This window comes from Cohnella kolymensis, assembly GCF_000829465.1.
Classification (GTDB): Bacteria; Bacillota; Bacilli; order Paenibacillales; family Paenibacillaceae; genus Cohnella; species Cohnella kolymensis.
In genome coordinates this window covers 619718-642935 of the sequence record NZ_JXAL01000001.1, presented here as the reverse complement: position 1 = coordinate 642935, position 23218 = coordinate 619718, and the positions used below count along the sequence as shown (strand labels likewise).

The following is a 23218-nucleotide window of genomic DNA, read 5'->3' as shown; positions in this document are numbered from 1 at the left end:
AGGTATGGAGAATCTGTCGTTGAGAGAAAAAATCGGTCAGTTAATCGTTACAGGATTTCCGGCGCCTCACATTACCGATGATCTTAGAAGCTTGGCCCGGGATTACAAAATCGGAAACATCATTTTATTCAGCCACAACGTGGAGAATGCCGCCCAGCTGAGAGCCTTGTGTGCGGATTTACAGCGGTTGATTACGGATCAAACGGGACATCCGGCGCTTATCTCTATTGACCAGGAGGGAGGCAGGGTGACTCGCTTGCCTGCGGATGCAACGAATGTGCCTGGGGCTATGGCTATTGCTTCCACCGGCCGTTCGGAGAACGCTTATGCAGCCGGCCGCATCACGGCTCGCGAGCTGTGCGCGCTCGGGATTAATTTCAATCTCGCCCCCGTGCTGGACATTAACAATAACAAAGAAAATCCGGTTATCAATGTGCGCTCTTACGGAGACACCGCAGAAACCGTCGAAGAATACGGGCTGCAAATGATGCGGGGATTGCAGGATGGAGGCGTTCTGGCGTCTATCAAGCATTTTCCCGGTCATGGCGACACAGCCGTAGACTCTCATTTAGGGCTGCCGGTCATTGAGAAATCGATCGAACAGTTGATGGAACTTGAGCTGAAGCCTTTTATCGCTGCTATTGAGAGCGGAGCGGAAGCGATCACCACTGCTCATATTCTGTTTCCGTTGATTGATGCAGAACGAGTTCCCGCAACAATGTCCAGAACGATCATCACTGAGTTGTTAAAAGAAAAGTTGGGCTATAAGGGACTGGTCATCTCGGATTGTCTGGAGATGGAGGCGGTTAGGAAGTATTACGGCACCGCAAAGGGGGCTCTAGGTGCGCTAAAGGCCGGGGTTCATCTGATTTTTGTCAGTCATACCCCATCGCTGGTCAAGGAGACAGTGGAAGTCATCGAGCAGGCGGTACAGTCCGGGGAACTGTCTATGAGCCTATTGGACGATGCGGTGGAAAAAGTATTATTTTATAAGGACAAATATGGCATTCTGGCGGAAACGGAGTTATCTGTCGTGGGAGGTGCGGTTCATCTACGCGCAGCAACGGCGATAAGCGTGGAAAGCATTTGCCATGTGCGCGGGAAGCTGGCAACGATTGAGAAGAACGACAAGGATACGATCTTCGTTGGAAGCTATCCTTACCGGGCCGATCAGGCATCCAGCAGGGTGAATGCGCGACTCTGTTTTCCGGCGGTGATGGCTGAGGCGTTTGCTGCGGCACATCTGATCATTAACATTGATCCTGAAGAGGCAGAAATTGATGAGTTATTGAAAAAGGCAGAGGGATACTCAAGAGTAGTAGTTGGGATGTTTAACGCGCTTGATAATTCCGGCCAGCTGGAGCTTGTCAACCGGCTTTACGGCAATGGACATCAGGTCACTGCCGTAGCGCTCGGCAAACCTTATGACTTGGAGGCGCTGCAAGGGGATATCTGCGGACTGGCCGCGTTTGAGTACACTCCATTGGCGCTGAATTCGGTCATACAAATTTTGAGCGGCGCCGCACAGCCTGCGGGAAAAGTTAGTATTGCTTTGTTGGAATAAGGATGTGATGACAGATGAGATACGTTGCCGGTTTAGATGGCGGCGGCACCAAAACCGCGGTTATGGTTGCCGATGAGAATGGTGTTGTCGTGCGAACCTTTACGTCCGGTGCCATCAACTATAATGGACAGGACGAGGCTAGCATCCGCGGCAGTTTCCGAGAGATTTTTGCAGCCATAGGAGAGGCATGCGACGGATTGGAGCACTGCGCACAGGTCTGTATAGCGCGGCGGGGCTTAGCAATCCGAGCAACATCAATCGGCTGACATCGAATGTCAGGGAATTCGGATACGTGGGCGGTTTGCTGATCGTCGGCGATCAGGAAACGGCTCTTTGCGGCGCGCAAGAAGATGAGTTCGGCGTTATTCTTATAGCAGGTACAGGGTCCATTTGCTACGGTAAAAATCAATCCGGTGTATCTCACCGCGCGGGCGGTTTCGGCTACCTGATTGATGATGAGGGCAGCGGATACAGTATCGGCCGGGACTTGCTCACAGCTGTTGTGAAGGCGCACGATGGCCGTTCCGCTGAAACGGCAATTACCGGAATGGTGTATCGGCAGCTTCAAGTGGAATCGGTTCAGCAGATTATAGGCTTTGTCTACGACAAGCAGACGAATAAAAAGGACATTGCTGCGCTGGCTCCCATCTTGTCTGAAGCCTGTGCGATGGGGGACAAAGCGGCTCTGATCATCGCGGCCAAAAGTGCTCACTCTTTGTTCGAACTGGTGGTTCCCGTAGTCGAAAAGTTGTCACTGCAGGAAGGCGTGCTTGCAATGTCGGGCAGTGTTCTGCTGCGCAATGCTTTTGTTCGGGAAGCTTTTGAGCAGAAGCTGAAAGAGAGCTATCCCCAGCTGACATGTATCACTGCGAAGAGGGATGCTTCTTATGGCGCGGTAATTATGGCGTTGAACCGTTTATAAGGTTAATATTACATACCATTTTCTAAGAGGGGGAAACGCGCGATGTCTGATATGCTGGTGAAGCTCTATGATTTGCCGGAAAGAGAGGCCTTGCTGCCGAGTTTGCAAAATGCCGGAATTGAGGTGCGTCTGGCCATACCACCGGAGAAACATGTGGTTGTGGAGTGGGTGCGCTCCACTTTCAACTCCCATTGGGCAAGCGAATGTGAAGCGGCATTCTCCCGACAGCCGGTGTCCTGTTACATAGCAACGGCCCCACGGGCCGACGCTGATGGTAATAACACGCGCAAAATGATCGGGTTTGCCTGCTATGACGCGACAGCCAAAGCTTTTTTCGGACCGACAGGGGTCGACCCTGAGGCTCGCGGATTGGGCGTCGGTAAGGAACTGCTTATAGCAGCGCTGCATGCGATGCGAGCGGAAGGCTACGCGTATGGAATCATCGGCTCAGCAGGACCAGCAGACTTCTATGCCAAACTCGTCGGCGCTGTTGAGATCCCCGGATCGTCACCGGGTATCTATCGCGGGATGCTCCGGTAAAACGTGTTAAGCACACCGCTCAGTCCTTTGGGACTGGGCGGTTTTATTTTTTAGGCAGCATTTACCGCACCGTGTAACAATGTTTTTCATCGTTTTTTGTTTAGTCCAGCGGGCACGCATCGGATTAACGAAGTGTTAGTTAGTCCAGATACAAATAGCGGGCGCTAGGCCTGCTAAGCGTTGGTGTACAGGTGCGAAGGTTGGGTATAGGTGCGATAGTTGGGTGCAATTTCGATAGTTCGGGTATAGGTTCAATACTGGGTACAGGTGAGCGCAGGCGATGATTCATTTCATGAGATGCCCATGTGTTCAGCCTTTCTCCACAATCGCGACGGTGCAGCGGGAGATGCAGACGAGTTTGTCCTCTTCGTCGGAAATTTTGACCTCCCAGACCATCGTTCTGCGGCCCTTGTGAAGCGGAGTTGCTACAGCGGTTACCATGCCGCCGCTTTTGCTTCTTAGGTGATTCGCGTTGATTTCAAGGCCTACCGCAGCGTACTTTTGCAGATCGACATTGAGCGCCGCAGCCAGGGATGCCGCTGTTTCAGCCAACAGCACCGAGGCGCCACCGTGCAGAATGCCTGCATATTGACGCGTTTTGGGACCGACCGGCATCTGCAGCACGACGCGGTCAAGAGACAACTCTACGTATTCGATATCCAGAGCTTCCATCGCAGTGTCTTTTTTTATCTCATTCATGTGCTGGATAAAAGCCGGCTTTTCCATCCGATAGGCACTCAAAACCTCGTTTGACACGATCACGCTCATCAACCTCTTTCAATTTGTTATAATGACTAATTAAGGAATGCTGTTTGGTTCTAGAATAAGGTTTATTGCACGCTTGGACAAGATATATAGTGCACGGATCGGCGAAGGAGAAAAGAAGATGAACGAGCAACTGGCATTACATACGGATAAGTACCAGATAAACATGATGTATGTTCATTGGGCGCAGGGTACGGATAGCCAGCGGGCCGTATTTGACGTTTATTTCAGGAAGCTGCCGTTCGGCAACGGCTTCGCGGTGGCCGCAGGACTTGAGCGCGTTATTCGCTATATCGAGCAGCTCCACTTCACTGAAGAAGATATCGCATATCTTCGGACACAAGAGGAGAATTATCCGGAAGAGTTTCTGGACGCGCTGCGGGGATACCGGTTCAGCGGCGACATCCATGCCGTACCGGAGGGGACCGTCGTATTTCCGAATGAGCCGATCCTTCGTGTTCAGGGGCGCATTTTCGAAGTGCAGCTTCTCGAAACGGCGATCCTTAACTTCGTAAACTACCAGACGCTGGTTGCAACGAAGGCCGCGCGGGTGAAGCAGGTGGCTCCGAACGATACACTGCTGGAATTCGGAACGCGGCGCGCGCAAGAAGCGGATGCGGCTGTTTGGGGAGCCAGAGCTGCGTATGTTGCGGGGTTTGATGCAACCTCCAACCTGCGGGTGGGCAAGATGTTCGACATCCCCGTGTCCGGGACGCATGCACATGCATGGGTGCAGATCAATGATTCGGAAGAGGAAGCTTTCCGCAAATATGCAGAAGTGCTTCCCGATCAAGTGACGCTTTTGGTGGACACCTATGACACCTTGAAGAGCGGAGTGCCTAACGCAATCCGTATCGGCAGGGAGCTTGAAGCCCGCGGCAAGCGAATGAACGCGATCCGTCTGGACAGCGGCGATCTGGCTTATCTGTCGAAGAAAGCGCGGAAGATGCTTGATGATGCAGGGTTTGAGTATGTTAAAATTGTCGCCACCAACGACTTGGATGAGAACATTATCCTTAACTTAAAGGCAGAAGGCGCGCGCATCGACGTTTGGGGTGTCGGCACACAGCTCATCACAGCGGCGGATCAGCCTGCGCTTGGCGGTGTTTACAAGCTGGTCGCACGCGAGAAAAACGGGTATTACGAGCCCGTTATCAAGATTTCCGCCAACCCGGAGAAGGTAACCAATCCGGGTGTGAAGGATATTTACCGTATCATCATACGGGAGACCGGCAAAGCGAAAGCCGATTATATGGCGCTGCCGCATGAAACGGATATACGGAACGGCGAATCGATCCGGTTGTTCGACCCCGTACACTCGTACTTAGAAGAGAAAGTGACGGATTACGACGCCATTCCTCTCCTGAAGACGATCTTCAAAGCTGGAGAATTGGTGTATCAGTTGCCGACGCTCGAAGAGATCCGTCAATATCATCAGGATCAGCTGAAAGCGTTCTGGCCCGAATATCTTCGCAAGTTAAATCCCGAAGGATATCGTGTGCATCTAAGCGCTGAGCTATGGAAGCTGAAGATGGAACTGATCCGCAAGTATCAATTTTAACACCGTTAATGGTTCGTTTGCTCAAATACTTTCTGTGTAAATCGAATCCACTCTCTCGCCGCAAACGAGAGGTAGCTTTTTTTGCGCCACACCATCGCGAGATGCCAGAGAATCTCAGGCTCGACCAAGCTTAGAACACGAACGCGGTCGGGCCTCAGTGTCTTGCAGATGACCTCCGGAAGCAAGGCGACTCCTAAGTCCGCGGCAACCATTTCCACAATGAAATCCCATTGGGAGCTTTCATACAGAATCAATGGATCGAACCCCGCCCGTCTGCATTCGGTGATGATCTTGTCATGCAAGGCGAACTCTTGGCGGAAAAGGATGAACGAGTCGCGGGAAAGTTCCGATAACGCAACCTCTTCTCTTGCGGCGAACGGATGTGAAGGATGAACGATCAGCCTTAATTTTTCTTTCACAATCGTAAACGAATCAAAAACATCCGCATCGATCGGCAGCAATACAACCCCCATATCCAAATGCCCGCCGGCCACTTCGGCCTCTACCTTTTTCGAACCCGCTTCTACTAAGTCAATGACCAGCCCCGGATACTTTTCGCGGAAGCGGCTCATGATTTTCGGAAAAAAGTTCGCCCCTACCATCGGAGGCAGTCCGATCCGGATTGAGCCTTTGTTGAAATTAGTGAGATCGTCAAGCTCCGACGTAAGGCTGCGAAAGGAGTCCAGAATGTTCTGCGACTGCTCCACAAGGACGTTTCCCGCATCTGTCAATTCCACGCGTTTGCCGGCCCGGGTAAAGAGCTGAACGCCGAGCTCCTCCTCCAGCTTTTTGATCATTTTGCTGAGTGTAGGCTGCGTGATATGCAGCTCCTCCGCTGCTCTCGTGAAACTGCCGCAACGAGCCAACTCCACCACATACTGCAAATCGCGAATTTCCACTTTTACACCTCCCGCTTATCTCACCACCATGCTGCATCAACTATAGACAAATGGCATAATAAGCATGCAATCTATTCATTTTACCCATGACGGGAATTGTTGTATACTGTTCCTCTTGAAGGAGGAATGCAAGATGTCAACATGGCTCAAAAGCGCCGCACAGGTCGTATTCCTCATTGCTTTCTCGTGGCTCATGAATCTGATCATGGAAATCTGCCATTTAAATATACCTGGAAGCATTGTCGGGATCGTTGTTTTGTTCGTGCTGCTGCAAACGAAAGTCGTCAAGCTCGAATGGATTGATTTGGGCGCCAAATGGCTGCTTGCGGAGATGCTGCTTTTCTTTATTCCGTCAGCAGTCGGCATCGTTCAATATAAAGATTTGATGTTAGCCAGCGGCTTGCGTATTTTGGTCGTTGTTGTCGTAAGTATATTGGTCGTAATGGCTGCCACAGGGCTGATGGCCGAGAATTTGGCTAAAGCGAAGGAGACGAACGCATCATGATCCTGCCTGCTGTCTGCCTTGTATTGACGATTGCGATTTATGGGTTTGTGAAAAGGTTTTATAAGAAATATCCGAAAATCTATTTTACTCCGCTGGTCGTTACGCCGGCGATTCTCGTCCTTTTATTAGTCTGGACAAACATCCCGTATAACACGTACGATGCAGGAGCGCATTGGGTCACCGATATGATCGGTCCTGCCACCATTGTGTTGGCTGTGCCTATATACAAAAATCTGCCGATCCTCAAAAAGCATGCGTTCGTCATTGTCTCCAGTGTGCTTTTCGGATCGACGATTGCCATCGTTACTACTGCGTGGATCGCCAAAGCGTTAAATTTGGATGCGCGATTGATCGAGAGTCTGGCGCCCCGTTCAGCCACAACTCCAATCGCTATGGCAGTGTCCAAAATAACGGGAGGAATACCGACTATAACTGCGGTTATCGTGCTCTTGACAGGTGTGCTCGGCATTGTGCTGGGACCGCTTGTCATCCGATTCTTTGGAATCCGTAACGATGTAGCCAGAGGTGTGCTGTTCGGCACCGGTGCCCATGCGGCAGGGACATCCAAAGCATTCGAATTCGGTTCGGCAGCCGGCTCGATCTCGAGCATCGCCATGATTCTAACGGCTTTTTTCACTTTTATGACAGTATCATTGGTCATCGGATTTTTTATCTGATTGTCAGAGGAGAGACCGGATGAGTTCCCGAATATACAAACCGCTTCTTGGGGGAGTGCTTGCGCTCACGGTAGCGATGGGCATCGGACGATTTGCTTATACCCCGATGCTGCCTGTTATGGAGAAGGAGCTTGGTCTTTCCGTTACTTCGGCCGGCATGCTTGCTTCCCTAAATTATATCGGTTATTTTATCGGCGCTTTGACGGCAGCTTGGCTGCCTCTGCGGCGAGACCGACAGCGAATTCATGTTATCGCCTTGTGCCTGTTGGCCAGTGCTTTGACGACCTGCGCAATGGCGGTTTCCGTGTCCCATTGGGCATGGTCGATGCTCCGCGGTTTAAGCGGTGTATTCAGCGCGATCATTCTCGTCGTGAGTTCAAGCTTGATCATGGACTGGTTGTCCCGCCGCGAAGAGCAGGCCAAAATCGGCATTTTCTACTCCGGCGTAGGCTTCGGTATCGCTTTAACCGGAATCGCCGTTCCTTGGCTGGCTCATATCGGCAATTGGCAGGCAGGATGGTATGGTCTTGGTTTGGTAAGCATCGTAGCCGGCGCCTGCTCTTTTTTCTTGCTATCGGGTATTCCAAAAGACGAACACGAAACTCATCCCCAGCAGCAATTTCCCGTGAAAGCTCATTCCCCGTTCTCTCTGTGGGGCATTACATTAGCCTATGGACTTGAAGGTCTGGGCTATATTGTGATGGGTACTTTCGTGAACGTGTATTTTGCGGAAGTTTCCACATTATCTTGGCTTGGAAGCGCAAGCTGGACGCTTGTCGGCTTAGCTGCCATTCCTTCGACATTACTATGGACTGCCGCCGCTCACAGATGGAGCCTCAGAAGAGCAGCCTATCTCGCTTATTTTGCACAAGCCGCCGGTGTGATGCTGCCTGCTTTAGTTCCCGGGGTCACATCTGCGTTGATCGGTTCGATTCTTTTCGGCGGTACTTTTATGGGGATTACCACAATTGCTCTCACAATCGGAAAACAAGCCTCGCCCGGGCAAAGCGCCAGAACAATCGGTAACATGACCGCAGCGTTCAGTATCGGGCAGATTATCGGGCCGATCGCGGCTGCTGCAATAACTGAGAACACAGGCTCGTACTCGTTGTCTATGTTGTTGTCGGGAACTATGTTATTGATGGCAATCGTCTTGCTGCGGTTCAGTGAGGTCAAAGTCAGCCGAAATTAAATTTTCAAAATAAAGGGATACTATCCTCATCCTGAGAATGAGGGGGGACCCGTGTGTTCGTGTATGGACAAGATATTCCTTTGCATGATGTACCGATAAATGAAAGCGTCGATTCCAGCGCGCGACAACCTGTGGAGCCTGCTGAGTATGTATTCGAGTATGGCAGAGACATTTTTCCGGACACAGTGTCAGATTGATCTTGAACTTGATGAAAGGTGGATACCTTTGTGGCCAAGTTACTTTACATCACCGCGAACCCTAAATCGGATGAACAGTCGTACAGCCTGTCCGTAGGCCGGGCATTTCTGGAGGCGTACCGCAAAGAGAAACCTGAGGACGAAATCGTAGAGCTGGACCTCTATCAAACGGAAATTCCGCATATCGATACGGACGTGTTCAACGGATGGGGCAAGCTGCAGCAAGGTAAAGGATTCGAGGAATTATCGGCCGACGAAAAAGCCAAGGTGGCCCGGATCAACGAGTTAACGGATCAGTTCATTTCCGCTCACAAGTATGTGTTCGTTACACCGCTATGGAATTTCAGCTTTCCGCCCAAAGTCAAAGCGTATATCGATTGCATCTGTATAGCCGGCAAAACCTTCAAGTACACTGCGAACGGTCCGGTTGGACTTTTGCCCGATAGAAAAGCCGTACATATTCAGGCGCGAGGTGGAGTCTATTCCGAAGGCCCGGCCAAAGACATGGAATTCGGAGACCGGTATTTACGTGCGATTTTCCAATTTATCGGCATTACCGATGTCGACTCTGTCTATGTGGAAGGGATGGCACAGATGCCCGATCAAGCTGATCAAATCAAGGAAAAGGCGATCGCGCGTGCTCGGGAATCGGCGAAAGAATTCGCCAAGGATCCTGTCCGGGTTTAATGCTGATTTACCTTATCAAGCGGCTCAACATGTTGTTGGGCCTTTTTCTTATGCTTGCACAACTTGCACAGTCTTGACGTGTCCGGGTGATCTGATAGAGTGAACGTATATTCTACTTCGGGTGGGGAAAAAAATGACCGGAGCAATAAACGAAGACCAGGAATTGGATTTCGAGTTTGGCTTGTATACATTCGGTGATCTGGCGCGAGATCCGGTGACCGGACGGGCGATTGACGCCCACGAACGTTTGCAGGAGATCGTGGCTGCAGCCCAATTAGCGGATGAGGCCGGGCTGGACGTATTCGGCGTCGGTGAGCACCACAGGTTGGACTTCGCTGTCTCTTCGCCGGCGGTGGTCATGGCTGCAATCGCGCAAGTAACGCGGCGAATTCGTTTGTTTAGCGCGACCACGGTACTGAGCACAGCTGATCCGGTCCAGGTATTCGAAGACTTTGCCACATTGGATTTGCTTTCCAGCGGCCGTGCCGAGATCATTGCCGGTCGAGGTGCGTTCGTCGAGTCTTTTCCGTTATTCGGGTATGATCTGAATGACTATGAAGGCCTGTTCAGCGAAAAGATCGGGCTGCTTCTGAAACTGGGAGCAGAAGAGCGGGTTAACTGGAACGGGCATCATCGATCGGCTCTGTCAAATGCGGAGATTGCGCCTCGCCCTTTGCAGCAGCGGATGCCTGTTTGGATCGGGGTCGGAGGAACGCCGGAAAGCGCTGCACGCGCCGGGACATTGGGAACGGGAATGACAATAGCGATGCTCGGCGGCGATCCGGCCCGGTTCAAGCCGCTCGTCGACATATACAAGAAGGCGGGCGCTGAAGCGGGGCATAGCCCTGCGGAACTCAAAATTGCAGTCGCCAGCCACGGATATTTGGCGAGTACCACCGAGCAGGCTGCCGCCGAATTCTATCCTTATTACATGAACTACTTCGGCAAACTCATGCGCGAACGGGGACGCGAATTCCAGCTTTCCCGCAATGATCTGCTGCAAATGGCGGGCCCGAATCACGCTTTAGCGGTGGGCAGTCCGCAGCAGATCATCGAAAAGATCCTTTACCAGCATGAGCTATTCGGACATCACCGGTTCACCGCCCAGATTGATATCGGCGGGCAGCCGCTCTCCAAGGTGGCGGCGGCGATTGATCTGCTGGCAGCCGAGGTAGCGCCGGTGGTCCGACGCGAGATCCGAAAGGGACGATCACACGGTTAATAGAGCAAATTACTATGAAAGAAGCCAACCGTTATAGAAACGGATTAGGCTTCTTTTTTATCATGTCGAAGTTTGCCGACAAAAGATGAAATTGCTGTTGACAATTGAAAGCGCTCCCCATAAGATAGATATCAAATAGATCTATCATAGATCTAAGATAGATCTAACAGTAATGGAGTTCCTCCCGATTGTCATAAATCGCAATGCTACAGCAATGCGAAAGGGGATGTCTTAACGATGACAGACCAGCGAGTATATGCGACTTATCTTATTGAGACGCCATACCCTTTGGAAAAGGCCGCTGAAGTGATGGCCGGCGAGCAATCGACCGGCACCTTTATCGCAGTTCCCGGGGAAACGCCGGAGCTGAAAGCGCGCCATGCCGCGCAAGTTGTCAGTATAGAAGAATTGGACGCTGTGGATTCACCCTCGCTGCCGGGCGTTTACCTAGCGCCTGGGATGGTCAAGCCGGTGTATCGCAGAGCACGCGTAAAGCTCTCTTTTCCGCTCCATAACTTCGGTCCTTCGCTGCCGAATCTACTGTCCACAGTTGCAGGCAATTTATATGAGCTGCGAGAGTTTTCCGGACTGCGGCTCGTGGACCTTGAACTGCCTGAGGCTTTTGCCGCCCGCTATAAGGGTCCCAAGTTCGGCATTGAAGGCACACGCAAACTGGCAGGCGTCTATAACCGGCCGCTGATCGGCACAATCGTCAAACCGAGCATCGGATTGCCGCCGGCCGACTACGGTCCTCTGGTAAGAGATCTGGCGGACGCCGGTCTCGACTTCATCAAGGACGACGAGCTGTGCGCCAACCCGCCGGCCGCGCCTTTCGAGCAGCGTGTGCGGGTTGTGATGGAAGAGATTGAAAGAGCGGCGGACCGCTCAGGCAAGAAGTTGATGTATGCGTTTAACATTACCGGCGAGATCGATGAAATGAAACGAAATCACGATACCGTGCTGAACGCAGGCGGAACTTGTGTGATGGTCAGCGTAAACAGTATCGGATTGCCCGGAGTCGCTTATCTTCGCGAGTATACTGAATTGCCGATTCATGGACACCGCAATCAATGGGGAGCTATGACCCGGTCTCCGCTGCTTGGTATGAGCTTCACCGCTTACCAGAAGCTGTATCGCATGGCCGGGGTAGACCATCTGCACACCAACGGACTGGACAGCAAATTTACGGAAAGCAATGAATCCGTAACGCAATCCATTAAGGATTGCCTCACTCCTATGTTAGGCGGATATACCGTTATGCCGGTCATTTCCTCGGCGCAATGGGCAGGAAGCGCCATTCCTACGTACAAGGCGGTTCGTTCCCTGGATGTGATCCATTTAGCCGGCGGAGGCATTTTGGCCCATCCGGGCGGCAGCGCTCAAGGCGTTCGCAGTATGCAGCAAGGCTGGGAAGCTGCGGTGCAAGGCATCGATTTGAACAGTTATGCCGAGTCACGCCCGGAGCTTCAAGAAGCGATTCGCGTTTTCGGCAACAAGTAATCTAGGCGGGAGGACACCACAGAATGGAAGATAATCAGCTTCTTCTCGCCTTTTACGGCGATGACTTTACAGGATCGACCGATGCGATGGAAGCATTGACCCTCAGCGGTTATCGAACGGTGCTGTTCCTGGAAGCGCCTACGCCGGACATGCTGCAGCGGTTTGACGGGATTCGGTGCGTCGGTGTCGCCGGCACCAGCCGGGCCAAAGCGCCTGCCGAGCTGCGAAAGGAGCTGGCTCCGGTGATGGAACGCCTATCAAGCATCGGAGCGCCGATTGTCCACTACAAAGTATGTTCGACGTTCGATTCTTCGCCTGAATTCGGCAGCATCGGCGAAGCCATCCGGGTATCCCGCCCCTTCTTTAAGGGCCAGGAGACGGTGCCGCTTCTTGTCGGAGCTCCTGCACTGGGAAGATACACTGTGTTCGGCCAGCATTTCGCCCGTATGGATGGGCAGGTCTATCGCTTGGACCGTCACCCGGTGATGTCCCGTCATCCGGTTACACCGATGGCCGAAGCGGATCTGCGGCTGCATCTGAACAAGCAGCTGGGTGAAGAGGTTGCCTTAATGAGTATTATTGAGCTCGAAGGTAAACCGGAGTCGGTGGCCGATCGTTTCCGGCAGAAGCTGAATGACAAGCCATCGGTGCTCCTGTTCGATGTGCTGGATCAAGATAGACTTGCGGTTAGCGGCCAATTAATCTGGGAAACTGCAGCTGAATGCCCTCAATTTGTTGTGGGCTCGTCCGGTGTGGAATATGCGTTAACGGCATTTTGGGAAAAGGCAGAGACTTCTCCGGTACAAATTGCGCGTACAACGGGCATCGAGCCGGCCAACCGCATCTTAGCCGTATCCGGCAGCGCGTCACCGGTGAGCCAGCGGCAAATCGAAACGGCGATTGCACAGGGATTCCATGGCATCCGCATTCCGGTCGAGTCTCTTGTGAATGCAGACTGCCTGCCCGAACAGATGCTGGAGCAAGCCATCCGCTTACTGAATGAAGGCGAAAGCGTCGTTCTCTATACGGCGTTGGGACCTGACGACGAAGCGATTGCGGCGACAAGGTCGGCATTTGCAGCCAAAGGCTTTGACGGCTCCCGGTCCGGTGAATTTATCGGCCGGCAGCTGGGACGCTGGACGAAGTACATCATGCGGGAAGCGGATCTGCGAAGAGTGGTGATCGCGGGCGGGGATACCTCGGGGTTCGTGACCAGCGAAATGGGCATTTACGGGTTGGAAATGCTTCTGCCCATTTCGCCTGGCGCACCTCTATGCAAGGTATACTCCGACGAAAGAAGCATGGATGGCATCGAGCTTGCCTTAAAGGGCGGACAATTCGGCAGTCCCGATTATTTCGCCAGAGTACGGGACGCTGCATCGGAATGATGTGCAATCGAGAGAGAAGGGGATTGGAACGTGAACGAATCTAAAGTTTCGGGGTCGGCGCCTTTGCTGAAAGATATTGCCTACGAGCAGATAAAGGAACGGATTCTCGACGAGAGGTTCGAGCCGGGGCGATTCTTATCGGAACGCGAACTGATCGAGCTGCTGGACATGAGCAAAACCCCGATCAAATCAGCGCTTACCCGTCTTGAAGCCGAAGGATTCGTTACGGTCTTCTCCAAGCAAGGGATCATCATCAACGATCTGGCGATCAATCGCATCATTGACATCTACGACCTCAGGACCGCGCTTGAAACGTTTAATGTCGGGCAAGTGCTCGGCCGGTTAACGGAGGAACAAACGGCACTGCTTCAAGAAAATCTTGATGAAACGGCCGAGGTCGTGAAGCGGCTGGATGTGAAGGCTTTCGCGAAAGCGGATCATGCTTTTCATTTATTGATCTGCAAGTTCACCGGCAACCAGGAAATCTATCGCGTTCTGCTGAACTACCAGGATCATTTGCTGCGAATTACCCTGAGACACCTGCGGAAAGACCCTCGCAGAATGCAAGTATTCCTGCAGGATCACATCGAGTTTTTTAATCTTTTGAAGCAAGGCAGCAAGGAATGCATTGAGAGGATGCGGCAGCATCTTCAACAGGCGAAGACCAAGCTCTTTATATAGAGACTCAGCTTGAAAAGACAGATGGGAGAGGAACAACAAGTGAAAGCCGTTTATGTAGAGGATGCCTACAAAGTCATCGTCAAGGATGTAGAGATACCGGAACTGAAAGCGAATGACGTGTTGATCAAGGTCAAAATTGCCGGTATTTGCGGATCGGATCTCCATACTTACAAAGGACTCCATCCTTTCCGGAAGCCGCCGGTCATTATCGGCCATGAGATTTCCGGTGAAGTCGTTAAAGTGGGGCAATCCGTCACCCGGTTTCAGCCTGGCGATCGGGTAACCGTAGAACCGCAAACCGGATGCGGCAGCTGCGAATACTGCTTGTCCGGAAAGGTCAATTACTGTGAAAAACGCGGTGCTCCCGGTATCGGCGGGTGGTTCGGCACAATGGCCGAGTATTTCGCCACGCCCGAACAAACGGTATTCAAATTACCGGACGGAATGGACTTCGAGCAGGGAGCTTTGGTTGAGCCTTTTGCGGTCGGCGTTCATGCTGTACGCAAAGCCGGCATTCAAGTCGGGGACAAAGTCGCAATTCTAGGCGCCGGACCAATCGGCCTGCTTGCGATGGCGGCGGCTAAAGCAGCGGGCGCAACGACTCTGCTGGTTACTGATGTAATGGATTATGCGCTGGAAAGCGCCCTGAAGATGGGTGCGACTCACACCCTGAACATCATGAACAAGCCGGATTGGACAGAGGAAGCCAATGCGCTGATCGGCGGAACATTCGATAAGGTGCTCGTAGCTGCGGGGGTTCCCGGCATTATCGATCAATCTCTTAAACTGCTGCGTAAGGGCGGACGTATTGTTACAATCGCTATGTTCCACGGCGATCAGACATTCGATATTCACAACCTGCAAAATCAGGAGAAAGAGATTGTAGGCTGCATGACCTATAACCGCGAAGACACAATCACCGCCATTGATCTGATTGCTGCGGGAGCAGTGAAAGAAGACATCATCATTACCCATAGACTTCCGTACGAGCAAGCGGCTGAAGGCTTCCGGCTCGTAGACAAGAAAGAAGATTCTTCGCTTAAGGTCCTCGTCACGTTTGAATAACCTGTCCACTGAGGATGGTTCCGGCTTCAAGCCGCTGCGCTGAGAAGCCGGCCAGGCCTTTGGGAGATAAATGAGCACACAACCAATTAGGAGGCTTTATCTATGTTTAAGAAAATTACCGGTGTAGTCATGACTGCATTGCTTGCTGTAAGCGTTGCCGCGTGTGGAAGCAGTAAACCAGACAACGGTTCTTCCGCAGCACCTGGCGGTTCCGCTGCGTCCGGCGGAACGGGCAAGAACGTAACTTTGCGTCTCGGCCATATTACAGGCGAATCCGATGCTTGGCACAAAGGCGCATTGAAATTCGCTGAATTAGTGAAAGAGAAGTCCAACGGCAGCGTTACGGTTGAAGTGTATCCGAGTTCCACGCTTGGTAACGACCGCGACATGATTGAAGGCATGCAGATGGGTTCCGTTGATTTTGCACTCGTAGCCGGCGTTCTATCCAACTTCTATGAGCCTTACTCGATTCTGGAGCTCCCTTACTTGTTCCGTGACAAAGACCATCTGGAAAAAGTGCTCTACGGTGATGTAGGTACGAAGTTGAAAAAAGATCTGCTGGATAACGCACAGGTTCGCGGCCTTGAGTTCTGGGTCAGAGGTCCTCGCGAATTGACGGCTAACAAAAAAATCGAAAAAGTCGAAGACCTGAAAGGTTTAAAAATCCGTGTACCTGAAATTCCCGCTTCCATTGCCGCATGGAAAGCGATGGGCGCTTCCCCGACGCCGATGGCGTTCGGCGAAGTTTATTCATCCCTGCAAACCGGCGTAATCGACGCACAAGAAAATCCATTTGCTCTAATCGCCAGCAATAAAATCCAAGAAGTTCAATCACACCTGATGCTTACCAATCATGTATACGGTTACGTGTTGTTGACGATGAGCGATATGACGTATCAAAAGCTCTCCCCGGATCAACAGAAGGCGGTAGAGGAAGCAGCTAAAGAGGCAACTCAATTCGAAAATGATCTGGTAGCTAAAAACGAAGAAGAATTGCTGAAGACGCTTAAGGATTCCGGCATGGAAGTTGTAGAACTGGATACTGCGCCATTTGCCGAGAAAGCAAAAACGGTTCATGCCGAATTTGCCAAGAAATACGGCCAGGAGCTGTATGACAGCATCATAAATACAAAATAAGCAAAGAATGTAATGGAAGGCCGGTGCTCGCGGGACTGTCTTCATGCGGACACCGGCCTTCCTGTTTTACCAACCGGGACGTAATTTACGTCGCCAGAGGAGGATAACCGGCATGCAGCCAGTTATGAAAGGAATAGACTTCTTGAACAAGTTGGTGGGCATCTTGGTAGGCCTGATGTTAGGCGCGATGTCTATTCTGATTGTCGTTCAAGTAATCTGCAGATTCGTACTAGAGAACCCGCTGACTTGGTCTGAGGAAGCTGCAAGATATTTGATGGTATACACAGTGTTTCTGGGCGCTCCTCTAGCTCTGCGCAATCACAGAATGATCGCAATCGAGGTCCTGCTTGAGACAGTGAAACCGAAGGTGCGCAAGTTTCTGAGAGTTTTGGTTATGCTGATCTCCATTGTATTTTTCATTCTTTTACTCGTAAAAGGTATGGATATGCTTGAAATCGTAAAAAGGCAGCATTCGCCGAGTCTCGGCCTTGAAATGGATTATGCCTATATGGCCATTCCAATCGGCGCCGCACTGATGATTGTCAACGCTATCGCCGTCATTATTGACTTTCTGACTAAAGATGATATTGAAACATCTGAAGTTGCGGAAGCACTGAAAGCGGGGGAACAGCTGTAATGGGTATCATACTTTTCGGAGTTCTCCTATTGTTGTTTGCACTTGGGGTGCCTATTGCAATCTCGATGGGCCTCGCAGCAGCTGTTGCGATTTGGTGGGATGGCGGAACACCGCTCATCGTATTAGTGCAGCGTTCTTTCACTTCGCTCGATTCATTCCCGCTTATGTCGATTCCGTTCTTCGTCCTGGCAGGTATACTCATGGAGTACGGCGGCATTTCCAAGAGACTCGTTGCATTTGCCAATGCGCTGACCGGTCACTTTTCCGGCGGATTGGCAATCGTTACGGTCGTTACATCGATGTTCTTCGCGGCGATCTCGGGATCCAGCGCAGCAACGACTGCAGCCTTGGGCAGTATCTTGATTCCGGCCATGATCGCCCGCGGCTATCATCGCAATTTTGCCGGTGCGGTTCAATCAGCTTCCGGCGAACTCGGTGTTATCATTCCGCCTAGTATTCCGCTCATCCTGTACGGGATATCAACGGAAACGTCGATCGGCGATCTGTTTATGGCGGGCTTCATACCTGGCGTATTAATCGGATTATCTTTGATCATTACGGTGTTTATCATCGCTAAGAAGCGCGGCTATGCCAAAGAAACACGCAAATCCGGAGCAGAATTGTGGAAGACATTCAAGGACTCTTTCTTTGCACTGCTTATGCCGATTATCATTCTAGGCGGGATCTACGGAGGTTTCTTCACACCTACTGAAGCAGCCGGAGTAGCGGTGGCTTACGCCATTATCGTCGGCATGCTGATCTATCGGGAAATCAAAATTACGCAAATCATGAATATTTTGACCTCATCCGTTGTCACAACCTCGGCCATCATGTTCATCCTTGCCAGTGCCGGTTTGTTCGGTTGGATCTTAACGCGTGAAGGCATCCCGCAGGATGTTGCAAACTTCTTCATGGGCATATCCGACAACCCGATGGTGTTCCTGCTTCTCGTCAATTTGTTCTTGCTGGTTGTAGGGATGTTCATGGAAACCAATGCTTCGATCATTATTTTGGCGCCGCTGCTTGTGCCTGTTGCGGTAGCTCTAGGAATCGATCCGGTTCACTTCGGGATCATTATGATCGTCAACCTGGCGCTGGGTATGTGTACGCCGCCGCTCGGGATCAATTTGTTCATCTCGTCTTCACTTGCGAAAATCAACCTGCTGCAGATCACAAGAGGGATGTTACCTTTTTATCTGGTACTCCTGCTTACCTTATTGCTCATCACTTATATCCCGCAAATCACTATGTTTCTTCCGAACCTTCTAAAATAAGAGACTTTGTTCTGCTACGGATGGCCGCGATGCGGCCTTTCCGTTTGTCGGGGCCCATCACAGAACGGAGGAAAAATAAAATATGCCTAATATAGAGACCGTTCGGAAAGAGCTGCAGCATACCGGAAAGTATATGATGGAATACGAGCTTGCTTGGGGAAATGCCGGAAATATCAGCGCCCGCACGGAAGGGGATCGCTATCTTATTACCGCAAGCGGCACATTTCTAGGTGAACTGGACGATGAAGATCTGATTGAATGCGATCTGGACGGCAAGTCGTATGGCTCGGCAGCTCGGAAACCTTCCAAGGAAACGCCGATGCATAAAGCTGTTTACGAGAACCGGCCGGAAATCGGTGCCGTTTTGCATGCATCCCCGTTTTACAGCACGTTGGTTGCCAGCTCCAAGATCGAAATCCCAACGAACTGGTTCGTTGAGACGATGTATTATCTCGAAAAGGTAGAACGAGTGCCGTACTATCATCCGGGCAGCGAGGCGCTTGGCGAAGGTGTGCGCGAGAAAGCGAAATCGGCAAACATCCTGCTGCTTGAAAATCACGGCGTTCTCGTATACGATACTTCCATCAAAGAAGCGCGTATGGCACTGCAAACATTAGAAATGGCCTGTAAAATGCTAATCGTATCGAAGTCTGCCAATATCCCTATTTCTGGTCTATCCGTGGAAAAGGAACGTGATTTTCTTGATAGAGCCGGCTACAAACCGAGAAGAAATTGGAACATATAAGTTATACTTCTTATAAGAGAGACAAATCCTGATAGCACGCTTTACGCGAGGAGGACCTATGGAACAGCAGGCTTGGTTGGCGTTGGCCGTCTTTTTGTTCACCTACGGAATGATTATTGCGGAAAAGGTTCACCGTACGATCTTGGCGATGCTGGGCGCGCTGTTGGTCGTTATATTGGGTATTGTTGATGTGGAATCGGCCGTCGAGCATCATATCGATTTCAACACGCTGGGACTGTTGATCGGGATGATGATCATCGTGAATGTCATCGCGAAAACAGGCCTTTTCAGTTACATAGCCGTTGCAGCTGCCAAAAGAGCCAAAGGCGAGCCGGTGAGGATCATGGTTTCATTGGCGGTCATCACTGCAGTCGTCTCGGCATTCCTGGACAATGTGACCACGGTGCTGCTAATCGTTCCCATAACGTTCAGCCTTGCCCGTCAGTTAAAGGTACAGCCTTTTCCCTTTTTATTTACGCAAATTGTGGCTTCCAACATAGGCGGAACAGCGACACTCATCGGAGATCCGCCGAACATTATGATCGGCAGCGCAGTGAAAGAGCTGACGTTTATGGCTTTCATCAACAATTTGACTCCCATTGTAATTGTGGTCATGGCTGCCCATATTCCGTTTTTCATTTTGCTGTTTCGCAAAAAGCTGCAAACAAACGAGGAAAATAAGCGGGGCATCATGGAAATGGAGCAGAGCGGTTTAATTACCGACCGTCCGCTGCTTATCCGCTGCTTGGTTATTTTGGCATTGACCATCGCAGGCTTTTTCCTGCATCAGGTGCTGCATGTCGAGTCCTCTGTCGTTGCTCTTACAGGCGCGTTCCTGCTCTTGCTGCTCTCAGGCGAGCATACAATGGAGGAAGCGTTGACCCGAGTAGAGTGGACCACCATTTTCTTCTTCATAGGTCTGTTTACACTTGTGGGAGCATTGGTGGATACCGGTATTATCCGAGATTTAGCGGTCCAAGCGATCGATCTGACAGGCGGAAACCTTGTCGCAACTTCGATGCTTATTCTCTGGATGAGCGCTATCGCCTCCGCATTCATGGACAACATCCCTTTTGTGGCGACGATGATTCCTCTGATTCAGGAAATGGGCAACATGGGCGTGAGCAACCTGGAGCCGCTATGGTGGAGTCTCGCTCTCGGAGCTTGTCTGGGAGGCAACGGAACGCTGATCGGCGCGAGTGCGAATCTGGTCACAGCCGGCCTGTCCGCCAAAGAGGGATACCCGATTACGTTCGTTAAGTTCCTCAAGTACGGGTTTCCGTTAATGCTCATATCCATCGTCCTGTCGAGCATCTATATCTATTTAAGGTATCTGATGTGATTAATTGTTAATGTATTTGGTTAAGTCGGTCTGATAGACCGGCTTTTTTCTTTATAAGCATAATGCAATACCGAAGAGGGAAAAATGTTCGAAGCGAATGCCAATTATCGGAAAGTGGTGTGAATATGAGCAAGATGTACGCAAAAGAAACCCGGTGTTTTAAAATATTGCGAGTTTTCCCGACAGATGTGAATAATCATGAAACGTTGTTCGGCGGTAAACTCATGTCTGATATCGACAATATCGCTTCCATATCGGCTACCAAACTATGCCGCGTAACCGCGGTTACGGCTTCTACGGACTCCGTGGATTTCCTGCAGCCGATCAGGCCCACCGATGCCGTAGCATTGGAATCCTATGTGACGAGAACGGGTACGACTTCCATGGAGGTCTTCGTCAAAGTGATCAAGGAAGATTTATTAAGCGGGGAACGGAAAATCGCAGCAACCTCCTTTCTTACCTTTGTCGGGCTGGATGAACAAAATAAGCCGGTCCCCGTGCCCGAAATCGTGCCAGAGAGCGAAGAGGAGAAGGTATTATACGAAACCGCTGAATATCGTAAGCAATTGAGAAAAAGCCGCAGGGAAGAAAGCAAGAAATTTGCCGATCATCTGGTAAAGAGCTATCCTTGGGAGTAAGACGCAGGTTCGAAAATCTTAGAAGAATGCGAATGTGCATTCTTCTTTTTTGTGCATAAAAATTCGCAAAAATGAAAGTCTCTCAGTATCCATTTTTTCTGCATTTTTTATAGAAATAGAGTGTACATATATTATGAAGTCTATTTTGAGGAGGCTGGCGGTATATGATCTATGCTCAACCCGGGCAAGACGGATCAAAAGTCACATTCAAGAAGAGGTATGAGAACTTCATCGGAGGCGAGTGGGTTGCACCCGTTAAGGGCGAGTATTTTGAAAACGTTTCACCGGTAAACAATCGTATTTTTTGCGAGATCCCCCGGTCTACGGCCGAAGATATCGAGCGGGCTCTAGATGCGGCTCATGCTGCCAAAGACGCCTGGGGACGCACCTCACCCGCTGAACGCGCAGTCATACTGAACAAAATCGCCGATCGCATGGAAGCGAATTTGGAAATGCTTGCGGTTGCCGAAACTTGGGACAACGGGAAGCCGGTTCGAGAGACGATGGCTGCAGACCTTCCGCTTGCGATCGACCACTTCCGTTACTTTGCCGGCACGGTGCGCGCGCAAGAGGGATCGCTCAGCCAGATAGACGACAATACGGTCGCCTATCATTTTCACGAGCCGCTCGGTGTGGTAGGACAGATCATACCTTGGAATTTCCCATTGCTTATGGCCACTTGGAAGCTCGCCCCGGCGTTGGCCGCAGGCAATGCGGTTGTGCTGAAACCGGCTGAACAAACGCCGTCTTCCATCTTGGTGTTGGCTGAACTGATCCAAGACCTGCTTCCTCCCGGGGTGTTGAATATCGTGAACGGCTTCGGACTGGAAGCCGGAAAGCCGCTTGCCTCAAGCAGTCGCATCTCGAAAATCGCCTTTACCGGGGAAACGACGACCGGCCGTCTGATCATGCAGTATGCTTCACAGAACTTGATACCGGTGACACTGGAGCTGGGCGGTAAATCGCCGAACATTTTCTTTGAAGATGTTATCGCGAAAGATGATGCCTTCTTTAATAAAGCCATTGAGGGATTCGTGCTGTTTGCCCTGAATCAAGGGGAAGTGTGCACCTGTCCGTCCCGCGCGTTGATTCAGGAATCTATCTATGATTCTTTCATGGAAAGAGCTTTGAAAAGGGTTGCTTCGATTAAACAAGGAAATCCGCTGGATACGGATACGATGATCGGAGCGCAAGCTTCCACGGAGCAAATGGAAAAAATCATGAGCTATATCAGCATAGGCAAGCAAGAAGGCGCGGAGTGCCTGATCGGCGGGGAAAGGACTGCGCTTCAAGGCGAACTTTCCGAGGGTTACTACATTCAGCCGACTGTTCTCAAAGGACATAACAAAATGAGGATTTTCCAGGAAGAAATTTTCGGCCCCGTTGTCGCTGTTACCACGTTCAGGGATCAGGAAGAGGCGCTTGCCATCGCCAATGATACTCTGTACGGACTGGGGGCCGGTGTATGGTCGCGTGATATGAACACAGCATACCGTATGGGACGCGGTATCCAAGCCGGACGTGTATGGACCAACTGCTATCATGCTTACCCTGCGCATGCAGCCTTCGGAGGATACAAAAACTCAGGGATAGGCCGCGAAAACCACAAAATGATGCTCTCCCACTATCAGCAAACCAAAAATCTGCTCGTCAGCTACAGCCCTGACGCGCTGGGATTCTTCTAAGAGGCGGATTCCCATGACATCTGATGTCCACAAAGTACTGGCTACGGATGCTGCTCTGGAGCTGATCAACCTGCTTGAGGAGAAGCACGGCCCGGTCATGTTTCATCAGTCGGGCGGCTGCTGCGACGGCAGCTCTCCGATGTGTTATCCGCTGGGCGAGTTTATGACAGGGGACAGCGATGTATTGCTCGGAGAAATTGGCGGAGCTCCTTTCTATATGAGCAAGGCGCAATACGAGTACTGGAAGTATACGCAGCTTATTATTGATGTCGTACCCGGCAGGGGCGGCATGTTCTCGCTGGAAGGACCGGAAGGCCGCCGGTTTCTCACACGCTCGCGTATGCTTACGGATGAAGAAATAAAAATATTGAATATTTAATGGGCAAAAGAAAAAC

General features: G+C 51.2%; 23 protein-coding genes. 21 read left to right on the top strand and 2 right to left on the bottom strand.

Going from position 1 to position 23218, the window contains the following annotated elements; all coding sequences use genetic code 11:
* The first annotated feature begins 4 nt into the window (after nucleotides 1-4).
* From nagZ to SD71_RS03060, 3 genes are all read left to right on the top strand, one after another.
* Complete coding sequence (nagZ, locus tag SD71_RS03070) at nucleotides 5-1564, top strand: beta-N-acetylhexosaminidase (RefSeq protein WP_041059262.1); 1560 nt, start codon at nucleotides 5-7, stop codon at nucleotides 1562-1564.
* A gap of 187 nt (nucleotides 1565-1751) precedes the next feature.
* Entirely contained in the window at nucleotides 1752-2486 is a 735-nt protein-coding gene (locus tag SD71_RS03065) for a BadF/BadG/BcrA/BcrD ATPase family protein (RefSeq protein ID WP_326998685.1), read from the top strand.
* Between the two features lie 42 nt (nucleotides 2487-2528).
* Entirely contained in the window at nucleotides 2529-3026 is a 498-nt protein-coding gene (locus SD71_RS03060) for a GNAT family N-acetyltransferase (protein ID WP_041059260.1), read from the top strand.
* 309 nt (nucleotides 3027-3335) lie between these two features.
* Here SD71_RS03060 and SD71_RS03055 read toward each other — a convergent pair whose 3' ends face one another.
* Nucleotides 3336-3725 (bottom strand): hotdog fold thioesterase, encoded by a 390-nt coding sequence (locus SD71_RS03055; protein ID WP_200889547.1) that lies wholly within the window; start codon nucleotides 3723-3725, stop codon nucleotides 3336-3338.
* Between the two features lie 187 nt (nucleotides 3726-3912).
* Here SD71_RS03055 and SD71_RS03050 point away from each other — a divergent pair, with 187 nt between their 5' ends.
* On the top strand, nucleotides 3913-5352 hold the full coding sequence (locus tag SD71_RS03050; RefSeq protein WP_041059257.1) for a nicotinate phosphoribosyltransferase: 1440 nt from the start codon (nucleotides 3913-3915) through the stop codon (nucleotides 5350-5352).
* 5 nt (nucleotides 5353-5357) lie between these two features.
* On the opposite strand, the gene SD71_RS03045 is transcribed toward SD71_RS03050, so the two are convergent.
* On the bottom strand, nucleotides 5358-6251 hold the full coding sequence (locus SD71_RS03045; protein ID WP_041059254.1) for a LysR family transcriptional regulator: 894 nt from the start codon (nucleotides 6249-6251) through the stop codon (nucleotides 5358-5360).
* Nucleotides 6252-6384: 133 nt separating this feature from the next.
* Here SD71_RS03045 and SD71_RS03040 point away from each other — a divergent pair, with 133 nt between their 5' ends.
* The 17 genes from SD71_RS03040 (at nucleotide 6385) to SD71_RS02960 (ending at nucleotide 23202) form a co-directional block, all read left to right on the top strand.
* Entirely contained in the window at nucleotides 6385-6756 is a 372-nt protein-coding gene (locus SD71_RS03040; protein ID WP_041059252.1) for a CidA/LrgA family holin-like protein, read from the top strand.
* Complete coding sequence (locus SD71_RS03035; protein ID WP_041059249.1) at nucleotides 6753-7433, top strand: LrgB family protein; 681 nt, start codon at nucleotides 6753-6755, stop codon at nucleotides 7431-7433. The genes SD71_RS03040 and SD71_RS03035 overlap by 4 nt, the downstream gene beginning before the upstream one ends.
* A gap of 19 nt (nucleotides 7434-7452) precedes the next feature.
* Complete coding sequence (locus tag SD71_RS03030; RefSeq protein ID WP_041059245.1) at nucleotides 7453-8625, top strand: YbfB/YjiJ family MFS transporter; 1173 nt, start codon at nucleotides 7453-7455, stop codon at nucleotides 8623-8625.
* Nucleotides 8626-8852: 227 nt separating this feature from the next.
* A complete protein-coding gene (locus tag SD71_RS03025) occupies nucleotides 8853-9509 on the top strand; it encodes an FMN-dependent NADH-azoreductase (RefSeq protein WP_041059242.1) in 657 nt (218 codons plus the stop codon).
* Nucleotides 9510-9642: 133 nt separating this feature from the next.
* Complete coding sequence (locus tag SD71_RS03020) at nucleotides 9643-10731, top strand: LLM class flavin-dependent oxidoreductase (protein WP_041059240.1); 1089 nt, start codon at nucleotides 9643-9645, stop codon at nucleotides 10729-10731.
* 237 nt (nucleotides 10732-10968) lie between these two features.
* Complete coding sequence (locus SD71_RS03015; protein WP_041059238.1) at nucleotides 10969-12231, top strand: ribulose-bisphosphate carboxylase large subunit family protein; 1263 nt, start codon at nucleotides 10969-10971, stop codon at nucleotides 12229-12231.
* Between the two features lie 23 nt (nucleotides 12232-12254).
* Nucleotides 12255-13619 (top strand): four-carbon acid sugar kinase family protein, encoded by a 1365-nt coding sequence (locus SD71_RS03010; RefSeq protein ID WP_041059237.1) that lies wholly within the window; start codon nucleotides 12255-12257, stop codon nucleotides 13617-13619.
* Nucleotides 13620-13649: 30 nt separating this feature from the next.
* A complete protein-coding gene (locus SD71_RS03005; protein ID WP_041059235.1) occupies nucleotides 13650-14300 on the top strand; it encodes a GntR family transcriptional regulator in 651 nt (216 codons plus the stop codon).
* Nucleotides 14301-14309: 9 nt separating this feature from the next.
* Nucleotides 14310-15365, top strand: coding sequence for a zinc-dependent alcohol dehydrogenase (locus SD71_RS03000; RefSeq protein WP_235426964.1), 1056 nt, complete (start codon nucleotides 14310-14312; stop codon nucleotides 15363-15365).
* Nucleotides 15366-15467: 102 nt separating this feature from the next.
* Entirely contained in the window at nucleotides 15468-16502 is a 1035-nt protein-coding gene (locus SD71_RS02995; RefSeq protein ID WP_041059230.1) for a TRAP transporter substrate-binding protein, read from the top strand.
* 112 nt (nucleotides 16503-16614) lie between these two features.
* Complete coding sequence (locus SD71_RS02990) at nucleotides 16615-17139, top strand: TRAP transporter small permease (RefSeq protein WP_041059227.1); 525 nt, start codon at nucleotides 16615-16617, stop codon at nucleotides 17137-17139.
* A complete protein-coding gene (locus SD71_RS02985) occupies nucleotides 17139-18413 on the top strand; it encodes a TRAP transporter large permease (protein ID WP_041059223.1) in 1275 nt (424 codons plus the stop codon). Before SD71_RS02990 ends, SD71_RS02985 begins: the two co-directional genes overlap by 1 nt.
* An 82-nt stretch (nucleotides 18414-18495) precedes the next feature.
* Complete coding sequence (locus tag SD71_RS02980) at nucleotides 18496-19158, top strand: class II aldolase/adducin family protein (RefSeq protein WP_041059220.1); 663 nt, start codon at nucleotides 18496-18498, stop codon at nucleotides 19156-19158.
* Between the two features lie 58 nt (nucleotides 19159-19216).
* On the top strand, nucleotides 19217-20500 hold the full coding sequence (locus SD71_RS02975) for an ArsB/NhaD family transporter (RefSeq protein WP_041059218.1): 1284 nt from the start codon (nucleotides 19217-19219) through the stop codon (nucleotides 20498-20500).
* Nucleotides 20501-20625: 125 nt separating this feature from the next.
* A complete protein-coding gene (locus SD71_RS02970; protein ID WP_041059215.1) occupies nucleotides 20626-21138 on the top strand; it encodes an acyl-CoA thioesterase in 513 nt (170 codons plus the stop codon).
* 164 nt (nucleotides 21139-21302) lie between these two features.
* The gene (adh, locus tag SD71_RS02965; RefSeq protein ID WP_041059213.1) at nucleotides 21303-22823 is read left to right on the top strand and encodes an aldehyde dehydrogenase; all 1521 of its coding nucleotides are present in this window, start codon (nucleotides 21303-21305) and stop codon (nucleotides 22821-22823) included.
* 13 nt (nucleotides 22824-22836) lie between these two features.
* Nucleotides 22837-23202, top strand: a complete 366-nt coding sequence (locus SD71_RS02960; RefSeq protein WP_041059209.1) for a DUF779 domain-containing protein — start codon at nucleotides 22837-22839, stop codon at nucleotides 23200-23202.
* Nucleotides 23203-23218: the final 16 nt, after the last annotated feature.

Coding starts and splice junctions, on each gene's coding strand:
- SD71_RS03020 (WP_041059240.1), top strand. CDS start 9,643: ATGACCGGAGCAATAAACGAAGACCAGGAATTGGATTTCGAGTTTGGC.
- SD71_RS02980 (WP_041059220.1), top strand. CDS start 18,496: ATGCCTAATATAGAGACCGTTCGGAAAGAGCTGCAGCATACCGGAAAG.
- SD71_RS03015 (WP_041059238.1), top strand. CDS start 10,969: ATGACAGACCAGCGAGTATATGCGACTTATCTTATTGAGACGCCATAC.
- SD71_RS03065 (WP_326998685.1), top strand. CDS start 1,752: ATGCGACGGATTGGAGCACTGCGCACAGGTCTGTATAGCGCGGCGGGG.
- SD71_RS03050 (WP_041059257.1), top strand. CDS start 3,913: ATGAACGAGCAACTGGCATTACATACGGATAAGTACCAGATAAACATG.
- SD71_RS02995 (WP_041059230.1), top strand. CDS start 15,468: ATGTTTAAGAAAATTACCGGTGTAGTCATGACTGCATTGCTTGCTGTA.
- SD71_RS02985 (WP_041059223.1), top strand. CDS start 17,139: ATGGGTATCATACTTTTCGGAGTTCTCCTATTGTTGTTTGCACTTGGG.
- SD71_RS02990 (WP_041059227.1), top strand. CDS start 16,615: ATGCAGCCAGTTATGAAAGGAATAGACTTCTTGAACAAGTTGGTGGGC.
- SD71_RS03030 (WP_041059245.1), top strand. CDS start 7,453: ATGAGTTCCCGAATATACAAACCGCTTCTTGGGGGAGTGCTTGCGCTC.
- SD71_RS02960 (WP_041059209.1), top strand. CDS start 22,837: ATGACATCTGATGTCCACAAAGTACTGGCTACGGATGCTGCTCTGGAG.
- SD71_RS03040 (WP_041059252.1), top strand. CDS start 6,385: ATGTCAACATGGCTCAAAAGCGCCGCACAGGTCGTATTCCTCATTGCT.
- SD71_RS02975 (WP_041059218.1), top strand. CDS start 19,217: ATGGAACAGCAGGCTTGGTTGGCGTTGGCCGTCTTTTTGTTCACCTAC.
- SD71_RS03010 (WP_041059237.1), top strand. CDS start 12,255: ATGGAAGATAATCAGCTTCTTCTCGCCTTTTACGGCGATGACTTTACA.
- nagZ (WP_041059262.1), top strand. CDS start 5: ATGGAGAATCTGTCGTTGAGAGAAAAAATCGGTCAGTTAATCGTTACA.
- SD71_RS03060 (WP_041059260.1), top strand. CDS start 2,529: ATGTCTGATATGCTGGTGAAGCTCTATGATTTGCCGGAAAGAGAGGCC.
- adh (WP_041059213.1), top strand. CDS start 21,303: ATGATCTATGCTCAACCCGGGCAAGACGGATCAAAAGTCACATTCAAG.
- SD71_RS03055 (WP_200889547.1), bottom strand. CDS start 3,725: ATGAATGAGATAAAAAAAGACACTGCGATGGAAGCTCTGGATATCGAA.
- SD71_RS03035 (WP_041059249.1), top strand. CDS start 6,753: ATGATCCTGCCTGCTGTCTGCCTTGTATTGACGATTGCGATTTATGGG.
- SD71_RS02970 (WP_041059215.1), top strand. CDS start 20,626: ATGAGCAAGATGTACGCAAAAGAAACCCGGTGTTTTAAAATATTGCGA.